9 protein-coding genes are annotated in these 20802 nt (G+C 63.7%); all 9 read left to right on the forward strand.

Annotated features, from left to right (window positions below):
* The first annotated feature begins 178 nt into the window (after nt 1–178).
* Nucleotides 179–3187: a two-component regulator propeller domain-containing protein gene (locus P5205_13505; protein HSA11378.1), complete on the forward strand. Its 3009-nt coding sequence runs from the start codon at nt 179–181 to the stop codon at nt 3185–3187.
* A 2-nt stretch (nt 3188–3189) separates the two neighbouring features.
* Nucleotides 3190–3813: a response regulator transcription factor gene (locus P5205_13510; GenBank protein HSA11379.1), complete on the forward strand. Its 624-nt coding sequence runs from the start codon at nt 3190–3192 to the stop codon at nt 3811–3813.
* 83 nt (nt 3814–3896) lie between these two features.
* Entirely contained in the window at nt 3897–6701 is a 2805-nt protein-coding gene (locus P5205_13515) for an Ig-like domain-containing protein (protein ID HSA11380.1), read from the forward strand.
* A gap of 3 nt (nt 6702–6704) precedes the next feature.
* Nucleotides 6705–7691, forward strand: coding sequence for a S1/P1 nuclease (locus tag P5205_13520; GenBank protein ID HSA11381.1), 987 nt, complete (start codon nt 6705–6707; stop codon nt 7689–7691).
* A 121-nt stretch (nt 7692–7812) separates the two neighbouring features.
* The gene (locus tag P5205_13525; GenBank protein ID HSA11382.1) at nt 7813–10131 is read left to right on the forward strand and encodes an autotransporter-associated beta strand repeat-containing protein; all 2319 of its coding nucleotides are present in this window, start codon (nt 7813–7815) and stop codon (nt 10129–10131) included.
* Nucleotides 10132–10265: 134 nt separating this feature from the next.
* Nucleotides 10266–11798, forward strand: a complete 1533-nt coding sequence (locus P5205_13530; protein ID HSA11383.1) for an arylsulfatase — start codon at nt 10266–10268, stop codon at nt 11796–11798.
* Between the two features lie 132 nt (nt 11799–11930).
* Nucleotides 11931–12860, forward strand: a complete 930-nt coding sequence (locus tag P5205_13535; protein ID HSA11384.1) for a PEP-CTERM sorting domain-containing protein — start codon at nt 11931–11933, stop codon at nt 12858–12860.
* Nucleotides 12861–13626: 766 nt separating this feature from the next.
* Nucleotides 13627–16050 (forward strand): sulfatase-like hydrolase/transferase, encoded by a 2424-nt coding sequence (locus P5205_13540; protein HSA11385.1) that lies wholly within the window; start codon nt 13627–13629, stop codon nt 16048–16050.
* A gap of 485 nt (nt 16051–16535) precedes the next feature.
* Nucleotides 16536–20750 carry an autotransporter-associated beta strand repeat-containing protein gene (locus tag P5205_13545; protein HSA11386.1) on the forward strand — a complete coding sequence of 1405 codons (4215 nt, stop codon included), beginning with the start codon at nt 16536–16538 and terminating at the stop codon, nt 20748–20750.
* Nucleotides 20751–20802: the final 52 nt, after the last annotated feature.

Consider the following 20802-nt stretch of genomic DNA (forward strand, 5'->3'; position numbering starts at 1 on the left):
TGTTCGCCAAATCCCCGGTTTCCTGGCGCTCTCCAGCTTGAAAAGGTGCGTCCTACCTTCCAGCAAGGCCTGGCACAATTTGGGGTGACGGTCGAGAACCTTCTGGTATGCTTGGGCCGTTATGCTGCGGTTGGCCCCGCCCGCGCGAAGCGGGCGGGATCTCCGTCGGCTTGTCGTTGTGAACCTGACCAGACCAGCGTTGACGTGGATCGTGGTAATTGGGGCGGTGAGCCTGCCGTTACTGAGTGCGGCAGCGGCCCCTGCCCGGCGGGAAGAGCCTCCGCCACCGCCGGTGCGTGCCCCGGCGGACGCGGGGGCCGAGTTCGTGATCAGCTTCTGGAGGACAGGGGAGGGATTGCCGGTCAATGACGTGCGGGACCTCGCCGAGACGCCGGACGGCTACTTGTGGCTGGGCACACACCACGGACTGGTGCGATTCGATGGCGCGCGCTTTGAGACATTCCTGCGCACCCCGACCGGTCAGCGTTACGGCACCCGCGTCGGGCCTTTGGAAATTGATGGCCAGGGCCGGCTTTGGCTCGCGCCGGATGAGGTCGGGCTCATTCGCCTGGATTCGAGTGGGTTCTCCGAACTGCTCACCAACGGCGCATTCCTGCGGAACCGGGCGGAAAGTCTTTGCAGCGACGGGACCAATACCATCCTGTGGGTGGATGATGAAGGCGGTCTGGGGCAGGTTTCCACCGAGCCGCCCAACAAAGCGTCGCACTTGGCCGGACCCGCTTCCGGGGCGTCGCGCTGGGTGCGGGACTATGCCGGGCAACTCTGGCTGGCAAGCCCCCTGAGTTTGCAGCTTTATCAGGCAGGACAGTGGCGCGACGCTGCCGTGCCGGGGAGCGCGTCTATGGTGGTGGCTCCGCGGCGGGCCGGGGGCTTGTGGGTCGCGCGCGAAGCAAAGCTCCGGTTTGTGAGAGCGGACGGTTCGAGGGGCGAGGTGACCGACTTCCCATGGCGCGGCCAGTCACGGGTGACCTGCATGCGCGAGGACCGCCGCGGGCGGCTTTGGATCGGAACGGTGTCGCAGGGTCTGTATTGTTACGCTGCGAGCGAGTTCAGTCATGTCATGCCCACGGCGAGCAGCATTGCCTGCCTGCTGGAGGACAGGCAGGACAATATCTGGGTCGGCACCCGCGGCGGAGGGTTGGCTCGCGTGCGGCAGCGGCAGTTCTTCGTCTGCGACCTGCGCAGCGGCATGCGCAATGAATTTGTGCGCAGCCTCGCCCAGGACCGGGCCGGGCGGATGTGGATTGTGACGACCGAAGGCGCGTTGGGCTGGTGGCATGAAGGCGCGTGGCATGAGCTCGAGCGGGCCGGACGGCCCCGGCTTGACGCCTTGGCTGTCTGCCCGGGCCGCGACGGCGGGGTTTGGATTTCAACCGCCCGTCGCGGCCTCTGGCGCTGGTCCGAGGGACGGGCTCCCGAGCGCGCGCTGGACGCCGGAGCGCTCCAGGAACCGGCGGTTGATTTGCTGGAGGACCGGCGCGGGCGCTTGTGGATGGTAACGGACAGTTCCGGCATTTACTGCCTCAACGGCGCCAACCTCACCGGCTACAGGGCGGAGCAGGGGCTGCCCGGCCGCTTCGTCCGGTGTGTGATCGAGGACGAGGCCGGCCAAATCTGGGCGGCAGACTGGAGAGGCGGCATCGCTCGTTTCCAGGGCCCGGATTGGGAGTTGGTGCGCCAGCCCAGCGGCCACCGGGATATGGTGCGCAGCCTTGTGGCCCTGGATGGCGCGCTCTGGATCGGCACCGATGCCGGCGGCCTGTTGCGTTTCAAAGAAGGCCACACCGCCCGCATCTCGGTGGACCAGGGATTGCCGGATAATTGCATCCAACAGCTCCTGCCCGATGGCCAGGGGTTCCTCTGGGGCTGCACCCCCTACCGGCTCTTCCGCATCCCCTTGGATCAGTTGAACACCGTTATGGATGGGCGCCAGGAGGCGGTGCTGGCAATGACTTACGGCCGCGGCGATGGATTGCCCGAGACGTCGTTTGGTGACTGGCATGACCCCCGTTGCTGGCGCACCGCCGAGGGAGAACTTTGGTTCGCTACCGCCAACGGCGCGATTCACTTCAATCCCAACGATTTGGGCGAGGGCAAGTCGCCCCAGGTGCTGCTGGAGCAAGTGCTGCTGGGCGGCAAACCTGTCAGAGGCGAAGCCCTGCAACGTCTGCGGCCCGGCCGCGGGCGCCTGGAGTTCCAGTTCACCGCGCCTTGCTTGACCGCGCCGGAACGCATTCGCTTTCGCTACCAGTTGACCGGGGTGGACGCGGACTGGGTGGAGGCGGGGACTGCGCGATCGGCCACCTACGGCAGTCTGCCGGCCGGCGATCATGTGTTTCGTGTCCAGGCCTCGACCCCGGAAGGCGGATGGAATTCACGGCCCGCCACGGTCGCCTTATCCGTTCATCCCTATTTCTGGCAGAGTCATTGGTTCTTCGCCGCGGTCGTCGCCGCCCTTGCCGGCGGTGGCGTCTGGCTCTGGCGGCGTGCTACCGTGCGCCGGTTGGCGCACCGGCTCGAACGGCTGCGGCAGCAGCATGCGGTGGATCAGGAGCGGGCGCGCATCGCGCAGGATCTTCATGACGAGCTGGGCGCCAACCTGACCAGCATCGGCCTGCTGGCTGATATGGGGGCACGCCATAAAGCCGATCCCGCGGTGCTCACGCGCGATCTCGACCACATCTCCCAAACCGCACGCGAGAGCGTTTCCGCCATGGACGCGATCGTCTGGGCGCTCAACCCGCGCAACGATTCGCTGGATAACTTCGCCAACTATGTTGCCCAATTCACGCGGGACTTCTTCCGGCCCACCCAGGTGCGGACGCGGTTGGATCTGCCGGCGAATCTCCCAGAGCAGCCGATGGCCACGGAAACCCGGCACCAGCTCTTTCTTTTGGTCAAGGAGTCGTTCAACAACATTGTGCGCCATGCGGCGGCCACCGAAGTGCGCCTGGAACTGGCCTGCGCGAACGGCCAACTGCGCCTGACCATCGCGGATAACGGCAAGGGGTTGCCTGAGCAAGCAGCCGGTGCGGGCCAGAACGGCCTGGTTAACCTCCGCGAACGCATTGGGCGGCTGGGCGGGGCGCTCCGGGTCGAGAGCCAGCCAGGCCGGGGCACCCAGCTTGACTTTACCCTGCCGCTGGCGACATTCAGGGCGAGCTAAGTATGGCATTGCGAATTGCGATTGTGGAGGACGACCCGCGCTGGCGCTCGAACCTGGAAGCGCTGCTTCGCGAAACCGAGGGCCTGGAGTGCGTCGGCAGTTATCCTTCCGGCGAAGCGGCCATTGCCGATCTCCCGCAGCGCCGCCCGCAGGTCGTGCTGATGGACATCAACCTGCCGAAGATGTCGGGCGTGGAGTGCACCCGCCAGCTCCGCGCGCTGCTGCCGGAGGTGCAGATTGTGATGCTCACAGTCTATGACGACAGCGACCGCATCTTTCAGGCGCTGCAAATGGGGGCCAACGGCTACCTGCTCAAGCGCGCGTCCGCCGACGAGATCCTGCAGGCGATCCAGGATGTGCACCGCGGCGGCGCGCCCATGTCGGCTTATATCGCGCGCAAGGTGGTGCAGTCCTTTCAGCAGCAGGGGACGACTACCCGCCCGGACGAGGTGCTCTCCAAACGCGAAGCCGAAGTGCTCGGCTACGTCTCGCGGGGTTACAGCGACAAGGAAGTGGCCGAGGCCCTCGGCCTGACTCCCGCCACCGTTCGCAGTTATCTCAAAACCATCTACGGCAAGCTCCACGTGCATTCCCGCACCCAGGCCATCGCCAAAGCCGCCAAGTAGCCCCATGCCCTAATTTGAGGGTATTGTAAGCTGGCGGCGATAGGACGTAGGCTTGGAGCCGACTGAAACGTACCATTGCCACAATGAGAACCTGCTTCACGCCAGCCCTGCTGGCCAGCTCGCTGCTGACTTTGTTCGCCCTCGGCTCGGCATCCGGCGCTACAACAATCATCAGCGATAACTACACCGTCACCACCACCACCACAGGCTGGGCGCTCGACACCGGCGTCAACTTCGGCATCAATCCGCCCACGACCCGGCTGACCGGCACGGCGGCGGCCAACCTCCGATACATAGACACCATCACGGATGGGCGAGGCCCCGACAAGTATGGCATCAGCAACAACCGCCTGCTGGTCAAGCCTGGCGGCGGTGTCGGCCGGTTCGCCTTGGCGGCGGATGACACGACTCCTTTCGACTTCGCGACGGCGCTTGGGACAGTGGATGCCACGCCGGCCAATCCCGTGGTATATGACATCAAGATCGCCATGCGAAACGACGCCGACGGAATCGAGCGCCTGTCCTTCGGGCTGGCAACGGAGGAGGGCGATGTCAACAAGCTGGATTTCGGGGTGCAATTGGTGCATGCGGATGCCGCGGACAGTTTCTACACGATCTACAAGCGGATTGACCGAGGATCGTTCAATGGCACCGCCACTGCCGACGGTACCGGCGACGTCAACGCGATAATGGCGACGACGGCCAACAACACCACGGGCCAGTTGAACAACATCATGATTAGGGTAACGGACGCCGGGTCCGAAAGCGGAATGAATTACAACTCACGCGTTCAGGTGTCGCTCAACAACGGCAGCACGTGGGTCTACGACACCGACACCGACAGCGCGCTGCCCAATGGCTGGCGGCTGGACGGGCCGGGGCGGGTGTTCGTCTGGGACCAGGCCCCTAACGACGGAAACGTGTTTTACGACAATTTCTCTGTGGTCCGTCAGGGCACCGCCACCACCGCGCTGGTGTCGCCGCCGGATAACGCTCTGGGTCTCGGCCCAGTAGTCACGCTGACCGCGGCGGCCTCCAACTCGGTGCCGGGCGACCTGACGGTGACCTTTTACGCGCGCGAGGCGCCCAAGCCGTACCCGGGTTCGGACTTTTGCATCGCCGTGCTGCCCGACACGCAGAACTACGCGCGCGAGGCGGCTGGCAACGGCGATGCCAAGAAAGAGATGTGGTTCGCCCAGACCGACTGGATCGTCAGCCATCGGGTTTCCCACAACATCGTTTACGTGGCAGGACTCGGCGACATCGTGCAAAATGGCGATAGGAAAGACGGCAATCCCAATACCACCGAATGGCGCAATGCCACCAACGCGATGTATCGGCTGGAGAATCCGACCACCACCGGCCTGGCGGACGGCATCCCCTACGGCATGGCGGTGGGCAATCATGACCAGGAGCCGATGGGCGACGAGGACGGCACGACCACCCATTTCAACCAGTATTTCGGCGTGTCGCACTTTGCCGGCCGCTCCTATTACGGCGGCCACTATGGCGACAACAACGACAGCCATTACGGCGTGTTCAGTGCCAGTGGCTTGGACTTCATTGTGCTCTTCTTTGAATATGGCCGCTATGGTTCGGGTGTCCTGGACTGGGCCAATGGTGTCCTGGCGAGCCACCCAAACCATCGGGCTATCGTTGTGACCCATCACGCGGGCAGCGACCGGACCCCCAGCAGCTTCAGCGCGCAGGGGTCCGCCCTTTACAATGGGCTGAAGGCCAAGACGAACTTCTTCATGATGCTGGGCGGCCATGTCGCCGCAAATGGGGGTGAAGGCTCGCGGTCGGATACGTATCTGGGAAGAACCGTCAGGACACTCATCTCGGATTACCAAGGCTGGATGAACGGCGGCAACGGGTATATGCGGCTGATGTATTTCTCGCCGAGCAACAGCACCGTCACGATCAAGACCTATTCCCCCTGGCTCAATCAATACAAGACCGACGCCAACAGCCAGATGTCGTTCGCTTACCAGATGCCTTTGCCCAGCGGCCCCGGTTCTGCCGGGACACCCTACATCGCGGTGGGCACCAACACCGGCGTCGCCCCCAACACCCTTAGTAGTTTCCCGTGGACGGGGGTGCAGGCTAAGAAGTCCTATGATTGGTACGTGAAGGTAGCGGACGCAACCGGAAATACCGTGACCAGCGCGGAGTGGCAATTCACCACCCTGGCCAAGTTCGCCCCCAACGCCCCGCCCGTCGCCGGCAATCCATTCCTGATGATCCCCGGCGACGCCCCGGCCGTGTTGACGCTCCCGGCCACGGATCCCAACGGCGATCCGCTGACTTTCCAAATCACCAGCGAGCCGCTGAACGGCTCGATCATGGATTTCAATCCCGGCACCGGCACCCTCACTTACCTGCCCGTGCGGGGGTATCGCGGACCGGACCGGATCAGCTTCGTGGCCAGCGACGGCATGGACGACAGCCCGATCGCATCGGTGAACTTGAGCCTCTCCGCGCCGCCCGACGCAAATGCCAACGGCCTGCCCGATGCCTGGGAAACTCTCTACGGGGTTGCCGACCCGGACGCGGACGAAGACGGAGACGGCTCGAGCAACCTGGCGGAGTACCGGGCCAACACCAACCCCACCAACGCCGCCTCCGCGCTGCGCATTCTGTCCGTAGAGAACATCTACACCGGCGATATTGATCTGGTGTGGACTTCGGTCGGCGGCACGCGCTACCGGGTGCAATACTCGGATGGTGATGCCGGCGGCGGGCTCACCGGCCCCTTCATAGATATCCTCCGCTTCCTCTACGATGAAATGGATCCGGCCCCTTACGGCGAAGCCTCCCTGCAAAGCTTCTCCGATGTTGCGCCGGCCAGCAAAGCGCGCTTCTATCGCATCCGGACCGTTCCGTAACCAGTGTTTCTCCGTCGAAGCATGCTCATGCTGCTCCTGGCGGCTGGCGGAGCACTTGCCCTAATCCATTCAACTGCCAACGCCTGGAACGGCCTGGGACACCGGGCGGTGGCCGAGTTGGTCTGGCGCCAGATGGACGAGGCGGAGCGGCGCGCGGCCTCGGACCTGTTGCGGCAGCATCCGCACTACGCCCGCATCCTCACGGCGGACGTGCCCGCCGGGGCGGACACGAATAAATGGGCCTTCCTCACCGCCGCCGTCTGGCCGGATCGCGTCCGCCCGGCGGGACCGGGGCACCCGCCCAAGCCGGAGTCCGTCACGAAGTACAACGTTTACCCGCACGGGGTCGAGATGCCGTTTGCGCGCAGGGCCGATTCAACCCGCGCCTTGCTGAAACAGTATCCCGCCGTCGAACCCACCGCCCGGATCGCCCTGGCCGATTGCATTGCCACCCTCAAGAACCGGAAGGCCAGCCCGCACGACCGCGCGGTGAGCCTGGCCTGGACACTCCATCTGCTCGCCGACCTGCACCAGCCGCTGCACTGCGCCAACCTGGTGACGAAGGAGAGGATCCGCGACCTCTCCGCCGGCGGCGGGTTCCTCGTGCGCAACGGCGCTGGCAATGTTGTGAGCCTGCATGCCTTCTGGGATCAACTGCCCGGCGTGGATCAATCCTATGGCAGGGTCATCGCTCTGGCGGACGAATTGGCCCGCGACCCGGACCTCCAGCCGGCAGCGCTCCCGGAGCGCCGACGGCACCGCACCCTCGCCTCCTGGGTGCGGGAAAGCCATCGGATCGCCGTGGACTTCGCCTACGCGGCGAACCGCGTCCAGTTCGCTCATGCCGACGCCGTGGAATCCGGCAAAACCCCGGCCGCCGCCATCCCGGCCATAGCGCCAGATTACCTGGAGGCGGCGCAAGGAATTGCGCGGCGCCGGCTGGCATTGGCGGCCCTGCGCCTGGCAGACGTGCTGCCGCGAAAATGGTGAAGCGCGGGCGCGCGCCCCCGCCTGACGCCCACTTGCCGACTCTGCCCTAATTTTAGGGTATTCTCAGCCGCAGAGATCGGACCTAGGCTAGGTCGCAACCAGTACCAAGCACATTGCCCCTATGAGAACCTTGCTTAAGCCAAATCTGCTGGTCGGCTTGCTCCTGGCTGTCCTCGCGGCCAACTATGCCTCCGGCGTGGAGACGATTATCTACGATAATTACAATGCAGTTCCGAACACCATCGGCTTTGCGCTCCAGAAAGGTATCAATTCCGGGATCACTAATACCAGCGGCACGCGGTTGACGGGAACCCTCATCACCGTGGATAACCGGAACCTGCGTTATATCAATACAGGTTTGAAACCCGACTCGGTTTACTCGATGAACAGCGGCGGCACCAGGGCACGTGTCGGGACCGACAATCATTTCGGACAGTTCACTCTCTCTACAGGAGGGTCGTCGCCTACTGCGTTCGACTTTGCTTCGGCCATTGGCAGCGGCGGCGCGACCCCCGGCAACCCGCTCGTTTACGACGTTGCGATCGGCATGGAGAACAATGATGGTGCAATGGCGAGAATGTCGTTCGGCATCTCAACTACCGCACCCGCCCCTGATCCCAATACTATTGGGAATGATACTTTCGATTTTGGCGTTCAGATTTATAGAGCCGCCACTGGTGATGCCAACAACACGGTTGGAAAACTGATTGATTTCGGCTCATCAGGCGTGACTGACATAAAAGCACCCATCGAGACCACCACTGTGGCCATGGGGAGCCTGATTTCTTTCTTGATCCGCGTGACCGATGCGGGGTCGGAAAGTGGCGCCAATTATCACTCGCGGGTGCAGGTTTCACGGAACGCGGGCAGCACTTGGATTTACGACACTGACACAGATGAAAACCTTCCCAACGGCTGGCGGTTCGATGGCGCAACCCGTTATCTTGTTTGGGATGTTGCCCAAGATGTCAATTCGGCAACTTTCGAAAACTTCTCGGTCAAGGTCTATACCTCAACCTGGAACGGAGGCGGAGGCGGCAATGACTGGTCCACCGCCGCCAATTGGTCGAGCGACTTGGTTCCCAGTACGACTGTCGGCGAGCAGTTGACCTTCGCCGGTTCGACGCGACTGACTCCCAACATGGAGGGCGACTACAGCATCCAGGGGCTGAAGTTCGCCAGCGGCGCCGGCTCGTTTACCATCGGCGCGACGGCAGGGAAGACGCTCACGTTACACGGGGATATCCTCCAGAACTCGGCCAACGCGCAGACGCTCAACACGCCCATGGCCATCGCTGCCACGCGCACTGTCAACACGGCGAGCGGCGACCTGACGATCGGCGGCGCGATCAGCGGCGCGGGCGGGATCACCAAGACCGGCAGTTCCACGCTCACTTTGGGCGGCGCCAACACCTACTCCGGCAGCACTACCGTCAGCGCCGGCACGGTGCGGGTGAACAACACGAGCGGCAGCGGGACCGGCAGCGGGGCCGTAGCAGTTCAGACCGGGGCCACCTTGGGCGGCAGCGGCGCCATCAGTGGTGCCGTTACGGTAAATTCCGGCGGCACGCTCGATCCCGGCGCGGCCGCCAATTCCATCGGCACGCTGACGCTGAATGCCGCGCCGAGCTTGAGTGGCACCGTCGTCATGCAGATCCACAAGTCTGATTCGGTCTGCACCGCCGACAAGGTCAGCCTGACATCGGGAGGGTTCAACTACGGCGGCACGTTGACGGTAACGGAGCTTGCCGGGAGCGATGCACTCAGTGGCGGGGAAGTGTTCGACCTGTTCGATGCCGCGGAATTCACCGGCAGCTTCGGCACCATCAACCTGCCGACGCTCCCGACTCAAACGCCTGCGCTGAACTGGTACACGGGCAACCTGGCCGTGAACGGCACCATCGCGGTCAATCGCGCGCCGACGGCGGACGACTACGATCTCACCCGCGCCAAAGGGGTTTCGATGAAGATTAACAAAGCCAGTTTGAGCGCCGATTTGATAGATAAGGCGAGCGACGCGGACGACGGCGACACGCTCAGCTATGATGGGTTGGTGAGCCTGACCAGCAACCAGGGGGTGGCGGTGACGGAGACCACCGCTTACTACCTCTACTACCCAATCAACGACAATGCCGACTGGCTCGATTACAAGGTGAAGGACAACCGCGGGGGCCTGGTCACGAAGAAGCTCAACATCACCGTCGAGCCTTTTTATGGTTCCGTGCACATTCAACATTACGGTGGGGGGCAGGTAACGCTGTCATTCTGGGGCATTCCCGGTTATAGCTATTTCGTCCAACGCTCGTGTGGGGACACCTCTCACTTTGAAGACCTGGCGGTGAACAATCCGGTCATCTGTTCGGAGTCTGGCCTGGTCACCTACACCGACACGCCGGGATCGGAGTGCAACCCGGCCTTCTATCGGCTGCGAACCCCTTGACCGACACCTTGACGGAGACATGCGGATCCCAGTCTGTTGCGACGGTGCCAATGGAGCGCGGACATTCTTGTCCGCTCCGGGGTCAACCGGCGGCCAGGCGGACAGGAATGTCCGCGCTCCTGCCAGAAACTGAGATGCATCGCCGTGAGCAGGCCGGGGTCATGCAGCCGCGAATGAAATCCATTGGCGCGGTCTTGCTGGCAGCGCTCCTGGCGGGCTCCGCCTTCGCCGGTCAGCGGCCCAACATTGTCTTCTTCATCGCCGACGATCTCGGCTACGGCGACTTGAGCTGCTACGGCCAGCAGCGGTTCCAGACGCCCAACATTGACCGCCTCGCCCGCGAGGGCATGAAGTTCACCGCGCATTACTCCGGCCACAACGTCTGCGCGCCCTCCCGCTGCGTGCTCATGACCGGCAAACACCCGGGCCACGCTTACATCCGCGACAACCGCGGCGGCCTCGGCCCGGAAGGCGAAGGCCAGGAGCCCGTCCCGGCGGGCGAGCTCAAGCTCCCGCTCACGCTCAAGAGCCTGGGCTATACCCTGGGCGGCTTCGGCAAGTGGGGCCTGGGAGCGGTCGGCACCACCGGCGAGCCGGCCCGGCAGGGCTTCGACGTGTTCTTCGGCTACAACTGCCAGGCCGTCGCCCACAACTACTACCCGACGCACCTTTGGTCCAACGACACGCGGGTCGCCCTGGGCAATCCCGCCTTCAGCGCCCGCCAGAAGCTGCCCGCGGGGGCGGACCCCAACGCGCCCGAGAGCTACGCGAAGTTCTCCGGCACCCAGTACGCGCCCGACCTCATCGGCGCCCAGGCCCTCAAGTTTGTTCGTGACAACCGAGACCGCCCGTTCTTCCTCTACTTCCCCACGACCGTCCCCCATCTCGCCTTGCAGGTGCCCGAGGACTCGCTCCGCCCATTCGCGGGCAAGTTCCCCGAGACCCCTTACCCCGGGGACCGCGGCTACCTGCCGCACCGCGCGCCGCGGGCGGCCTACGCGGCCATGATTGCGCGCATGGACCGGGAGGTCGGCCGCATCCTCGACCTCGTCAAGGACCTTGGCCTGGAGGAGAACACCATCTGTGTCTTCACCAGCGACAACGGCCCGCTCTACGACCAACTGGGAGGCACCGACGCCGAGTTCTTCAACAGCCACGCGGGCTTGCGGGGCCGCAAAGGTTCTTACTACGAAGGCGGCTTTCGCGTGCCGTGCCTGGTGCGCTGGAAAGGGAGAATCACGCCCGGCTCTGTGAGCGCCCGCGTGACCGGCTTCGAGGACTGGCTGCCAACGCTGCTCGAACTGATCGGCGAAAAGTCCAGCACGCCCGGCGGCATTGACGGCATCAGCTTCGCGCCGACCTTGCTGGGAAAGAGGCAGGAGGCGCGTCCGTTCCTGTATCGCGAAGCCCCCGGCTACGGCGGCCAGCAATGCGCGCGCATTGGTGACTGGAAAGCCATCCGCACCAACCTGAACCCCCGGCCCCGCGCGCGCGACACGCAGCCCGCCCCGCTGGAACTCTACGACCTTGCCCGGGACCCCGGCGAAACCAACAACGTGGCGCGGCAACACCCGGAAGTCGTTAAACGGCTCAGCGCCCTCATGCGACAGCAGCACGTCAAGTCCGCCCTGTTCCCCATCCGGGCGCTGGACGGCGTCGCCGAGTGATTACGCCCGCGGGTCGCCCCCGTGATACCCTAATTTGAGGGTATTCCCAAGCAGCGGGCTTTGTGGCTAAACTTCGCAAGATAATGTGACAGGGCGACCGAATGCGCCCATAATACAACGCGTAGTACAACTATGAAGAACCTGATACAAGCTATTGCCGTCCTCCTCCTGGCCTGCGCGACCGCCCAGGCCGAGGACATCCTCCTCATCTCCGATAATTACGACGTGACGGATTCCGCCACCGGTTTTGGAGCGAACAGCGGTGTCAACAAGCAGATCGCGACTCGGATGACAGGCAGCGCGGCAACCGGCCTCAGCTACATCCAGACCGCGACCGACAAAAGTGCCGCGGCCTTCAGCATCACAGGGGGCAAGATTGCGGTTAAGCGGAGCCCCAACTCGGGCCGGTTCACTCTTTCCGCGGATGGAACAACGGCTTTCAACCTGGCTTCGGTGCTCGGGACGGCATCGGCCACGCCAGCCGCTCCAGTGATCTATGAAATCACCATGAGCATGGCCAACACCTACCAGAATACCACGCGCTTCTCCTTCGCGCTCGCCACGGTGGAAAGCAACGCCAACGTCTGGGATTTCGGCATTCAGCTCTATCGCGCTGACGGCGCGGATGATTTTTACCAAATCGGGAAGCGTATTGACTCGGGATCACGTGTGGGTGCCCAAACTCCTGATGCTGCGGGTGACATTAATGAGTCCATCATCGCGACTGAGGCCGGAACTTACGGCAGCGAACTGAACTTCCTCATGCGAGTTACAGACGCAGGTGCCGAAAGTGGAGCCAACTATCACTCACAACTCCAACTTTCGCTTGATGGGGGCAACAGTTGGTTTTATGACACCGCCAAGGATGAGGATTTGCCCAACGGCTGGCGATTGGATGGCGCGGGCAGGTATTTGAGTTGGGATCAGGCTGGCGCCGGAAGCGGTATCACCGCTCCAACGGTCACCTACGACAACTTCTCGGTGACGATTGTTCCGGAACCTTCTTCACTGGCGCTGGGGCTTCTGGCGGGTGCCGTCGGTCTGATCTGGCGTCGCCGGTAACGACTGGGATAGCAGCCGTTCTCTTTCACGCACCGTCTTCGGGCGGTGCTTTTTTTTTGGTTCTTCACGGAATTCCAGGAAGTGCCAACGGTGGTCTTCTCCCGCATAACCCGGATCGTCGAGGCACAGGAAACATGAGGCCATCATGGCTCCCCAACCTGTACCAGATGAGCATATGAACCCCTGACCCGCGCACTGTCCAGTTTTTGGACAGTGATGCTGCCTGCCTGCCTTCTCCAGTTCCCGTTGACCCCGGCACCTTTGGCTTGGGGATACGGTGACACCATGGCGGTGCTACGGTGTGGTTCCCATGGGGGCCGACCCCCATGGGAACCACACCGTAGCCTGACCGCATTGACAAGCCATCGTCCAGCCAACGCCAGCGTTCGGCCACCGCAACGGCACGGTCGCCCGTCCGGCGGGGGTTTTGGAGGCAGGAAGGGGAGTGGGCGACGCCGAATCGCTACGGGTGCGGCCCGGAAAGCCGCGAAACAAGGCCTCAGCCATGGGTGTGGCCGCCTCGCCCAGGCGGCCAAACGGTGGCGCTCCCGGCGAAAGGGCCCTGCCAGGCTGAGGGATCAGGCCGCGGAGGTCTTTCTTCTTGCTGGCAGTGGGCCAAAGATCGGGGCCGTATCCGGCGTCGGCAGACCAAACTACGCCTGCCTACCCTAATTTTCGGGTATTCCCAAGGGATGCCCTTTAGGCTTAACCTCGCGACCAGCTTAACGTGCCTAAATTCATCTCTTCTCTACTCCTCGTTCTGAGTGTGCTCGTTGGATCCGCCACCGCCGCCCAGCCTCCCAACATCCTTTTCATCTTCGTTGACGATAGCGGCTGGGGCGACTTCTCATGCTACGGCAGCCCGGTGACCACCAAGCAGGGCCAACCGATCACCCCCAACCTGGACCGCCTGGCCTCGCAGGGCATCCGGTTCACCCAGGGCTACGTGGCCTATCCCATCTGCTCCCCTTCGCGCACCGCCGTGCTGACCGGCATCGAACCCGCCCGATACGCCATCTACAGCTTCCTGAATAGCAAGACGGAAAACGCCGCCCGGAACATGGCCGACTGGGTACAGCCGGACACCGTCACCGCGCCCCGCCTGTTCAAGCAGGCCGGCTACGTGACCGGCCAGTTCGGCAAGTGGCACATGGGCAACGGGCGCGATGTCAACAACGCCCCGCCGCCCAGCGCCTACGGGTTCGATGAATCCCTCGTGGCCTTCGAGGGCAACGGCAACCGCCTGCTCTACTGGAACAACGATGGCAGCAAGTACGGCCTTTCCGCGCAAAACGAGGACGCCACGGTGGGCAGCTTCCAGTATCTCTATTGGTATGAAGCCGCAGCCAAACACACCGACGCCGCCCTGGCTTTCATCACCAATGCCGTCAACGCGGGCAAGCCCTTTTACATGCACGTGCCCTACAACGACACCCATTCGCCCTACAACGTGCCCCCCGGGCAGGAGGATGACTTCGACCACATCACCTCCAACACCGAAGGCAAGACGTTCCTGGGCGAGCTGCACAACCTGGACAAGCAAATCGGCCGGCTGATGAGCGCGGTGGATGGCCTGGGCATCAGCAACAACACGCTCATGGTTGTGGTCGGCGACAACGGCGCCCCGAACGACGGCCTGGAGGACCTTCTCAACCGCAACGGCGGCTTGCGCGGCGGCAAAGGCAACCTCTACGAAGGGGGCATCCGCGTAGCGTTCCTCATCCGCTGGCCGGGCACGGTGCCCGCGGGCGTCGTCAACTCCACCACCGCGGTCTCCACCCTCGACCTGCTGCCGACTTACTGCGCCTTCGCCGGCATCACCCTGCCCAACGCGCCCTTCGCCGGGGAGGACATGAGCGACGTGTTCCGCGGCTCCACCCGTTCCCGGGTTCGCCCGCTGCTCTATGAGTACGGCACTGTCTCGGCGATCTCGACCGCGGCCCCCAAGCTTGCCATTCGCAGCGGCCAATACAAATTCATGCGCGATCCGGATGGCTCGCAGCGCGAGCTTTATCTCCTCCCGCAGGACCACGAGGAAGCCTCCAACGTGGTGAATCAGCCGGCCTATGCCCAGGTCGTCACAAATTTGGAAGCCCAACTGATGGCCTGGTACGACCAGATCGTCCTGGGCAATTTGGGCGAAGCCTATCCCTGTGCCACGACGAATTTCACTGGCCCGGTGCTCGCCGACACCTATGACGTCCCCGGCGGCAACTCGCCTGGCACGGGTTTCGGAACAGGCGTCGGCGTCAATTACCAGCTTGCCGGCCGGTTGACCGGCGCAGCGGCCGGGAGCCTGATGGGATACCGGCTGGGCGGAACGGGCGGGACATCACCGCGGCAGGACTCCGACTTCAGCATCGCGGGCAACCGCCTGGCGATCGCGGCCCGCAACGGCAATGGGCGGTTTGAGTTCAGTGCGGACGGCGCCAGCGCCTTCAACTTCGGCGGCTTCCTGGCCGGCCGCACGTATGAGCTGTCGGTGCAGATGGACATTAGCGTGGTGGGCTCGATCGCGCAGCGGATGTCCCTCAGCCTTGCGGATGCAAGCAACCTGCCGGTCGGCGACGTGGACCTGGGCCTCCAAATCGGCACCGACGGCCTGGGAGGTCTGGGTGTGTTCAAGCGCGTGGATGGCGCCTCCAGAAGCGGCGGCACCGACATCAACACGGATCTCGTCACCGGCCTGCCCATCGGCGTGCCCATCACAATCCAGGTGCGCGTGGTGGATTTCAACGGCAACCTCACCGATTACAACTCGTCCTACGAAATCCTCGTGAACGGCGCGACGGTCAACACCGGCAACTTCCGGTTCAGCGGCTCGACCACCGACCGGTACCTGATCTTCGACGTCGCCGCCCATGATGGGCCGGTGTACTATGACAACCTGCAAGTCACCGTCACGGAAGGCAGCAGTGGCAGCCTGACCTGCCGCAAGCCCGTGTTGAGCTTGTCCGAGCTTGTGCTTCAGCCCCCTGGGGCCAGCAAAGCCCGGTTGTATTGGACTGCGCAGCCGGGGCTCGCGGTGTACCCCGAATACTCCGCCGACCTGGCCGCGTGGTTGCCCGTGACCAATGGCGCGGGCGGCCCTTTGAGAGTCGCCACGCCCCACGGATCCATGCAGTGGCTGGAAGTGACCGCCCCTGCGGCCAGTGACCACACCTCGTTCTTCCGGCTGCGGAAGGAATGAGGCTGCGGCGGACTCGCGCAAGTCCTGGACTGCGGCGGGAAGCGAAGCGCCACGCCGCTTTGCGGAGAAGGCCCCCACGCGGAAAGCGGTGTCGCCGCTGCGCTCTGCCACCGCACTCCATATTGATGGCCGTTTGGGCGCGAAGTGACGGCATTAGCGTCCTGGACTGCGGCGGGAAGCGAAGCGCCACGCCGCTTTGCGGAGAAGGCCCCCACGCGGAAAGCGGTGTCGCCGCTGCGCTCTGCCACCGCAGTCCAAATTATGGCCGTTTGGGGGCCGAGTTGCGGCATTGCACGTGGCATGGAGCGGAAGCCGGAAACCCGCGCGACGAGGAGCTGTCGCACTACCCTAATTTTCGGGTATTCTCAAAGGCCCCCCTCCGGTCGTAACCTTGCCGCAGACTGAAACAATGCAGTGCCGTCTGAGCCGTTATTACTTTGCCGTGCAATCTGCAAACTCGAAACCTCAACCATCCAGAATGTAATATGAAAAATCGAATCCTGTTCTCCCTGGCCGCGTTGCTGCTGGCAATGTTTGTCGGTGGCACAGCCTTTGGTCAAACCAACATCATCATCAGCGACACTTACGACGTCAGCTCCTCCACCACGGGCTTCGCGCTGAATAACGGCGTGAACTTTGGCATTGACCCGCCCACGACCCGCATGACTGGGCCGGCGGCCGCCGACCTCCGATACATCCAGACAGCTACCGACAAACCCGCGTCCCAGTACAATATCCCCAGCACCAAGTTGATCCGCATTCTTGCGGACACCGGCTCGGGCAAGATTGGGCGTTTCACCCTCTCGGCCAACGGCACGACCCCATTCAATTTTGCCTCCGCCCTGGGCTTGGCTGGTGCCTCGCCCACCAATCGCGCGGAGTATGACATCAAGATCTCCATGCAAAACAACTCAACGGGCACCGCGAAACTCTCTTTCGGACTTGGCACCGTGGAAGGCAACGTTGACTCCTTCGATTTCGGCATACAGATCAACCGTGTCAGCGGCGAGAACTATTACAGCCTCTCAAAGCTGATTGACAACGCCTCGTCGGGCGTCGGCGACATTAAGGTGGCGGTGACCGACCTTGCCGCCGGAACCTGGAAGACGCTGGTGCCCTTCCTGATTCGGGTCAATGATGCCGGGGCGGAGGCCGGCACCAACTACCACTCGCGGGTGCGGGTTTCCATCGACAACGGCACGAACTGGATTTACGACACTGCTACCGACGCTGCTCTCACGAACGGTTGGCGGCTGGACGGGCCGGGCCGGGTCATCATTTGGGACCAGGCCGGGAACACCGGTGGCCCCACCTACTACGACAACTTCTCACTAGTCTCGAACTATGCGCCGCCGGCGCCGCCCGAGCGGGTTTGGACCGGCGCGGGCACGGATGACAACTGGTCCACCGGCGGCAACTGGGGCGGCACCGCCCCCGTCAGCGGCGAGCCGTTGCTGTTCGGCCTCTCCGCCCGGCAGGCGAACTTCAACGACCTCACGCTCACCACGCCCAGTCTGACGTTCTCGAACGGCGGCTTTTCGTTAAGCGGCAACCAGCTCGAGGTCGAGTCCGACATCAACAACCTGGTCGGGAACAACACGATCGGGTTGGCTCTGGCGTGGCCGCTCCCCTTTGCGAAGACCTGGCAGCTTGCGAACGGAACCGAGCTCAACCTGAGCGGCTTCTCCACCTTAAACATCGGCGGGGATCACACCTTTTACGGCGGCGGCACACTGCGGATCACCGGGCAATTGGACATTGGCCCCGCCACCCCGGCCATTAACCTCACGGAAGGCAAGTTCGTGGTGGATGGCGGGACATTTAGCAGTGACGGCGGCTTTCGCATTGGTTCGGGAAACATCGCCACTGCCCCGGTCGAGGTGGTGGTTACCAATGGGGCAAGCCTGGTGCTCAGGCTGTCTGCGGGGAACCTGCGCGTCGGCGACGGGGCCACGGCTGCGCCCAGCCGCCTGATCGTGAACAACGGAACCGTGGACATGGCTGCCGGGAGGATGGGCATCCCCTACGCCGCTGGTTGCACAGCCGAGGTCTTGCAGACAGGCGGATTGGTTACCGACTGCTATATTGTCTTCAACGACGAAGGCGCGGGGGTGGGCACTTATGTAGTGGACGGCGGAACTCTCGAGCCGTGGCAAATCCGCAAGGACAACTCGGGGGGAACGACCACCATGCGGTTCAACAACGCGATTCTGCGTCCGGCCGCCGGCGCGAACGCCAACTTCATGAGCGGATTGAACGTGGCTGAAATCCAGTCCGGCGGGCTGACGATTGATGCGCTATACGATCCGGTGGCCATATCTCAGAAGCTGGTGGGGGCAGGCGGCTTGTCCAAGAGCGGCTCGGGCGCGGTGACGCTGTCCGGCGCGAATACCTACGCCGGCGACACCCTGGTTCTCCCTGGTGGCGGCAAGCTGGTGCTCCCCAACGTGCAAAGCAACACCGCCAGCATCCAGGTGGCCGACGGGACCGAGCTGGGCGTGCTGCAGGCCGCCCAGAATGCGTCCCTTGCCGCGGCAAGCCTGGCCCTGGGCTCCGGGATCTTGAGCTTCGATCTGGGCGCGTTGGGCAATCCCACGGCTCCATTGGCCAAGGTGACCACGCTGAGCGCCAGTGGCGGCGCGGGCAGTGTGCAGGTCAATGTCAGTGGCGGCGTCGGCGTGACGCCTGGCCAGTTCACCCTGGTGGACTACAGCGGCGCGATCAGCGGCGGCTTCAGCTCCTTCACCCTGGGAACCTTGCCGCCCGGTGTCACCGCCACACTGGTGGACAACGTGGCGAATTCCTCTATAGACCTGAACATTACGCTGGCACCCGGGCTCGTTTGGAAGGGCCTGAACGGCAGCAGTTGGGACTATGGCACGGTGAACTGGTTGGATTACGGGACGGCCGCTAATGGCCTTTACGCCGATAACCTGCCCACCTGGTTCCTCGATGGCGCGGCCACCGGGATCGTAAACCTCGCCGGGGCATTCACGCCCGGCTTGCTGACGGTCAACAACGACTCTCTGGCTTACGTGTGGACGGGCGGGGCCATTAGCACACCGGTGCTGAGGAAATACGGAGATAACGCGCTCGTCCGTGTCAATGGCGAGAGCGATGCGATTCCCACCCTGGAGCTGAACGCGGGGTCCTATGTCGTCTCCAATGCCACCGCCGCGGACTTCAAGTCCGTGCTGCGCGACGAAAGCGGCGCGACCGGCACCTTTGTCAAGCGTGGCGTCGGCACCCTCACGGTCCTTTCCAACAGCCCCACCTATCATGGCGCGACCATGATTCAGGAAGGCATCCTCAAGCTCGGTGATACCCGGTCCCTGGGCGCCGCCACGGCGCTCATCGTGATCACCAACGGCGGCACGCTGGATGTGGTTGATCACCAGCCCAAGCAGCCGGTCATCGTCTCGGGTGACGGCACCGGCGGGGTGGGCGCCATTATTGATTCCACAACCGACGGCGGTGTCGAGGAGAACTTCCTGGATGTGGCCCTGGCGGGCGACACCACCTTCGGCTGCCCTAACGCCGGGCGGTGGGACATCCGCGTCAACGGCGGCCTGAATGGGACCGGGCCTGGACCCGGCCTGAAGGGAAACGGTTACAAGCTGAGCAAAGTCGGCTCCGGCAGCGTGAGCATTGCTTGCCAGCGCAGCACGACGGGCTATTGGGATCTCAATCTGGGCGACGTGCTGATCAAGGAGGGCGGGCTGACCTTTGCCGAATCCCTCACGCCGGGCAACTCCGCCGCCGCGCTGGCGATTTATCCGGGCGCCAACCTCAATCTCTTTGACCTGAACATCACCAACCCGCTGATGCGGAATATCACCATGACCAACGCCTTGATCCAATGCGGCGGCGAGCGTAACCACACCAACGTCATCCAGGGGAACATCCTCATGAGCGGCAACTGCCGCTTCCAGGCCGATGACGCCCACTTGATCATCAACGGCAGTATCAGCGGGGCCGCGTCCGTTGCCTTCAACGAGGACGGGCCAACCGATACCGGCACGTTGCTCTTGAACGGGGTCAACACCTACACGGGCGAGACCACCATTACCAACGGCACCCTCGGCGGCACAGGCGTCCTGGCCGGCAACCTCGTCATGCTCGGCGGCACCAACGCTCCGGGTTACGGCGGTGTCGGCACCCTGACGGTCAACGGCAACGTCACGCTCGCCGGGGTGACTCGCATGGAACTCAACCGCGGCCTCTCGCCCAACAGCGACCGGCTGGTGGTCGGCGGCGCGCTGACCTTCGGCGGCGCCCTGCGGGTCGTCCTGGGCGCCGGCGCCCCGGCGCCGGAGGCGGGCGACGTTTACCAGTTGTTCAGCAAGGGCAGCGCGGCCCCGTTCACCGCGGTCAGCCTGCCTGACCTCTCGGGCCTGCCGGGCGGCCTGACGTGGGATACCACCCAGCTCCAGATTGACGGCAGCATTTCGGTGGCGGGAGGCGCGCCTCCGCCGCCCATCGGGACGGTGCAGATCAACGGCGGCAACTTCACGCTCAGCGGCACCGGTGGCGTCGAGGGCGCCGGCTACATCGTCATCTCGTCGCCGGATGTGACGGTTCCCCTGGCGAACTGGACGCCGGTCGCCAGCGGCGTGTATGGCGCGGGCGGTTCGTTCAGCTTCACGACCAACGTGGTGACTGGCGGGCCAACGCTGTTCTTCACGCTCAAGAAACCATAGAGCGGAACGGAGCGGGGGCGCCGGTGTGGAGTCGCCGGCGTCCCCCCGCTCG

It is taken from the genome of Candidatus Paceibacterota bacterium (genome assembly GCA_035452965.1).
GTDB lineage: Bacteria > Verrucomicrobiota > Verrucomicrobiia > Limisphaerales > UBA8199 > UBA8199.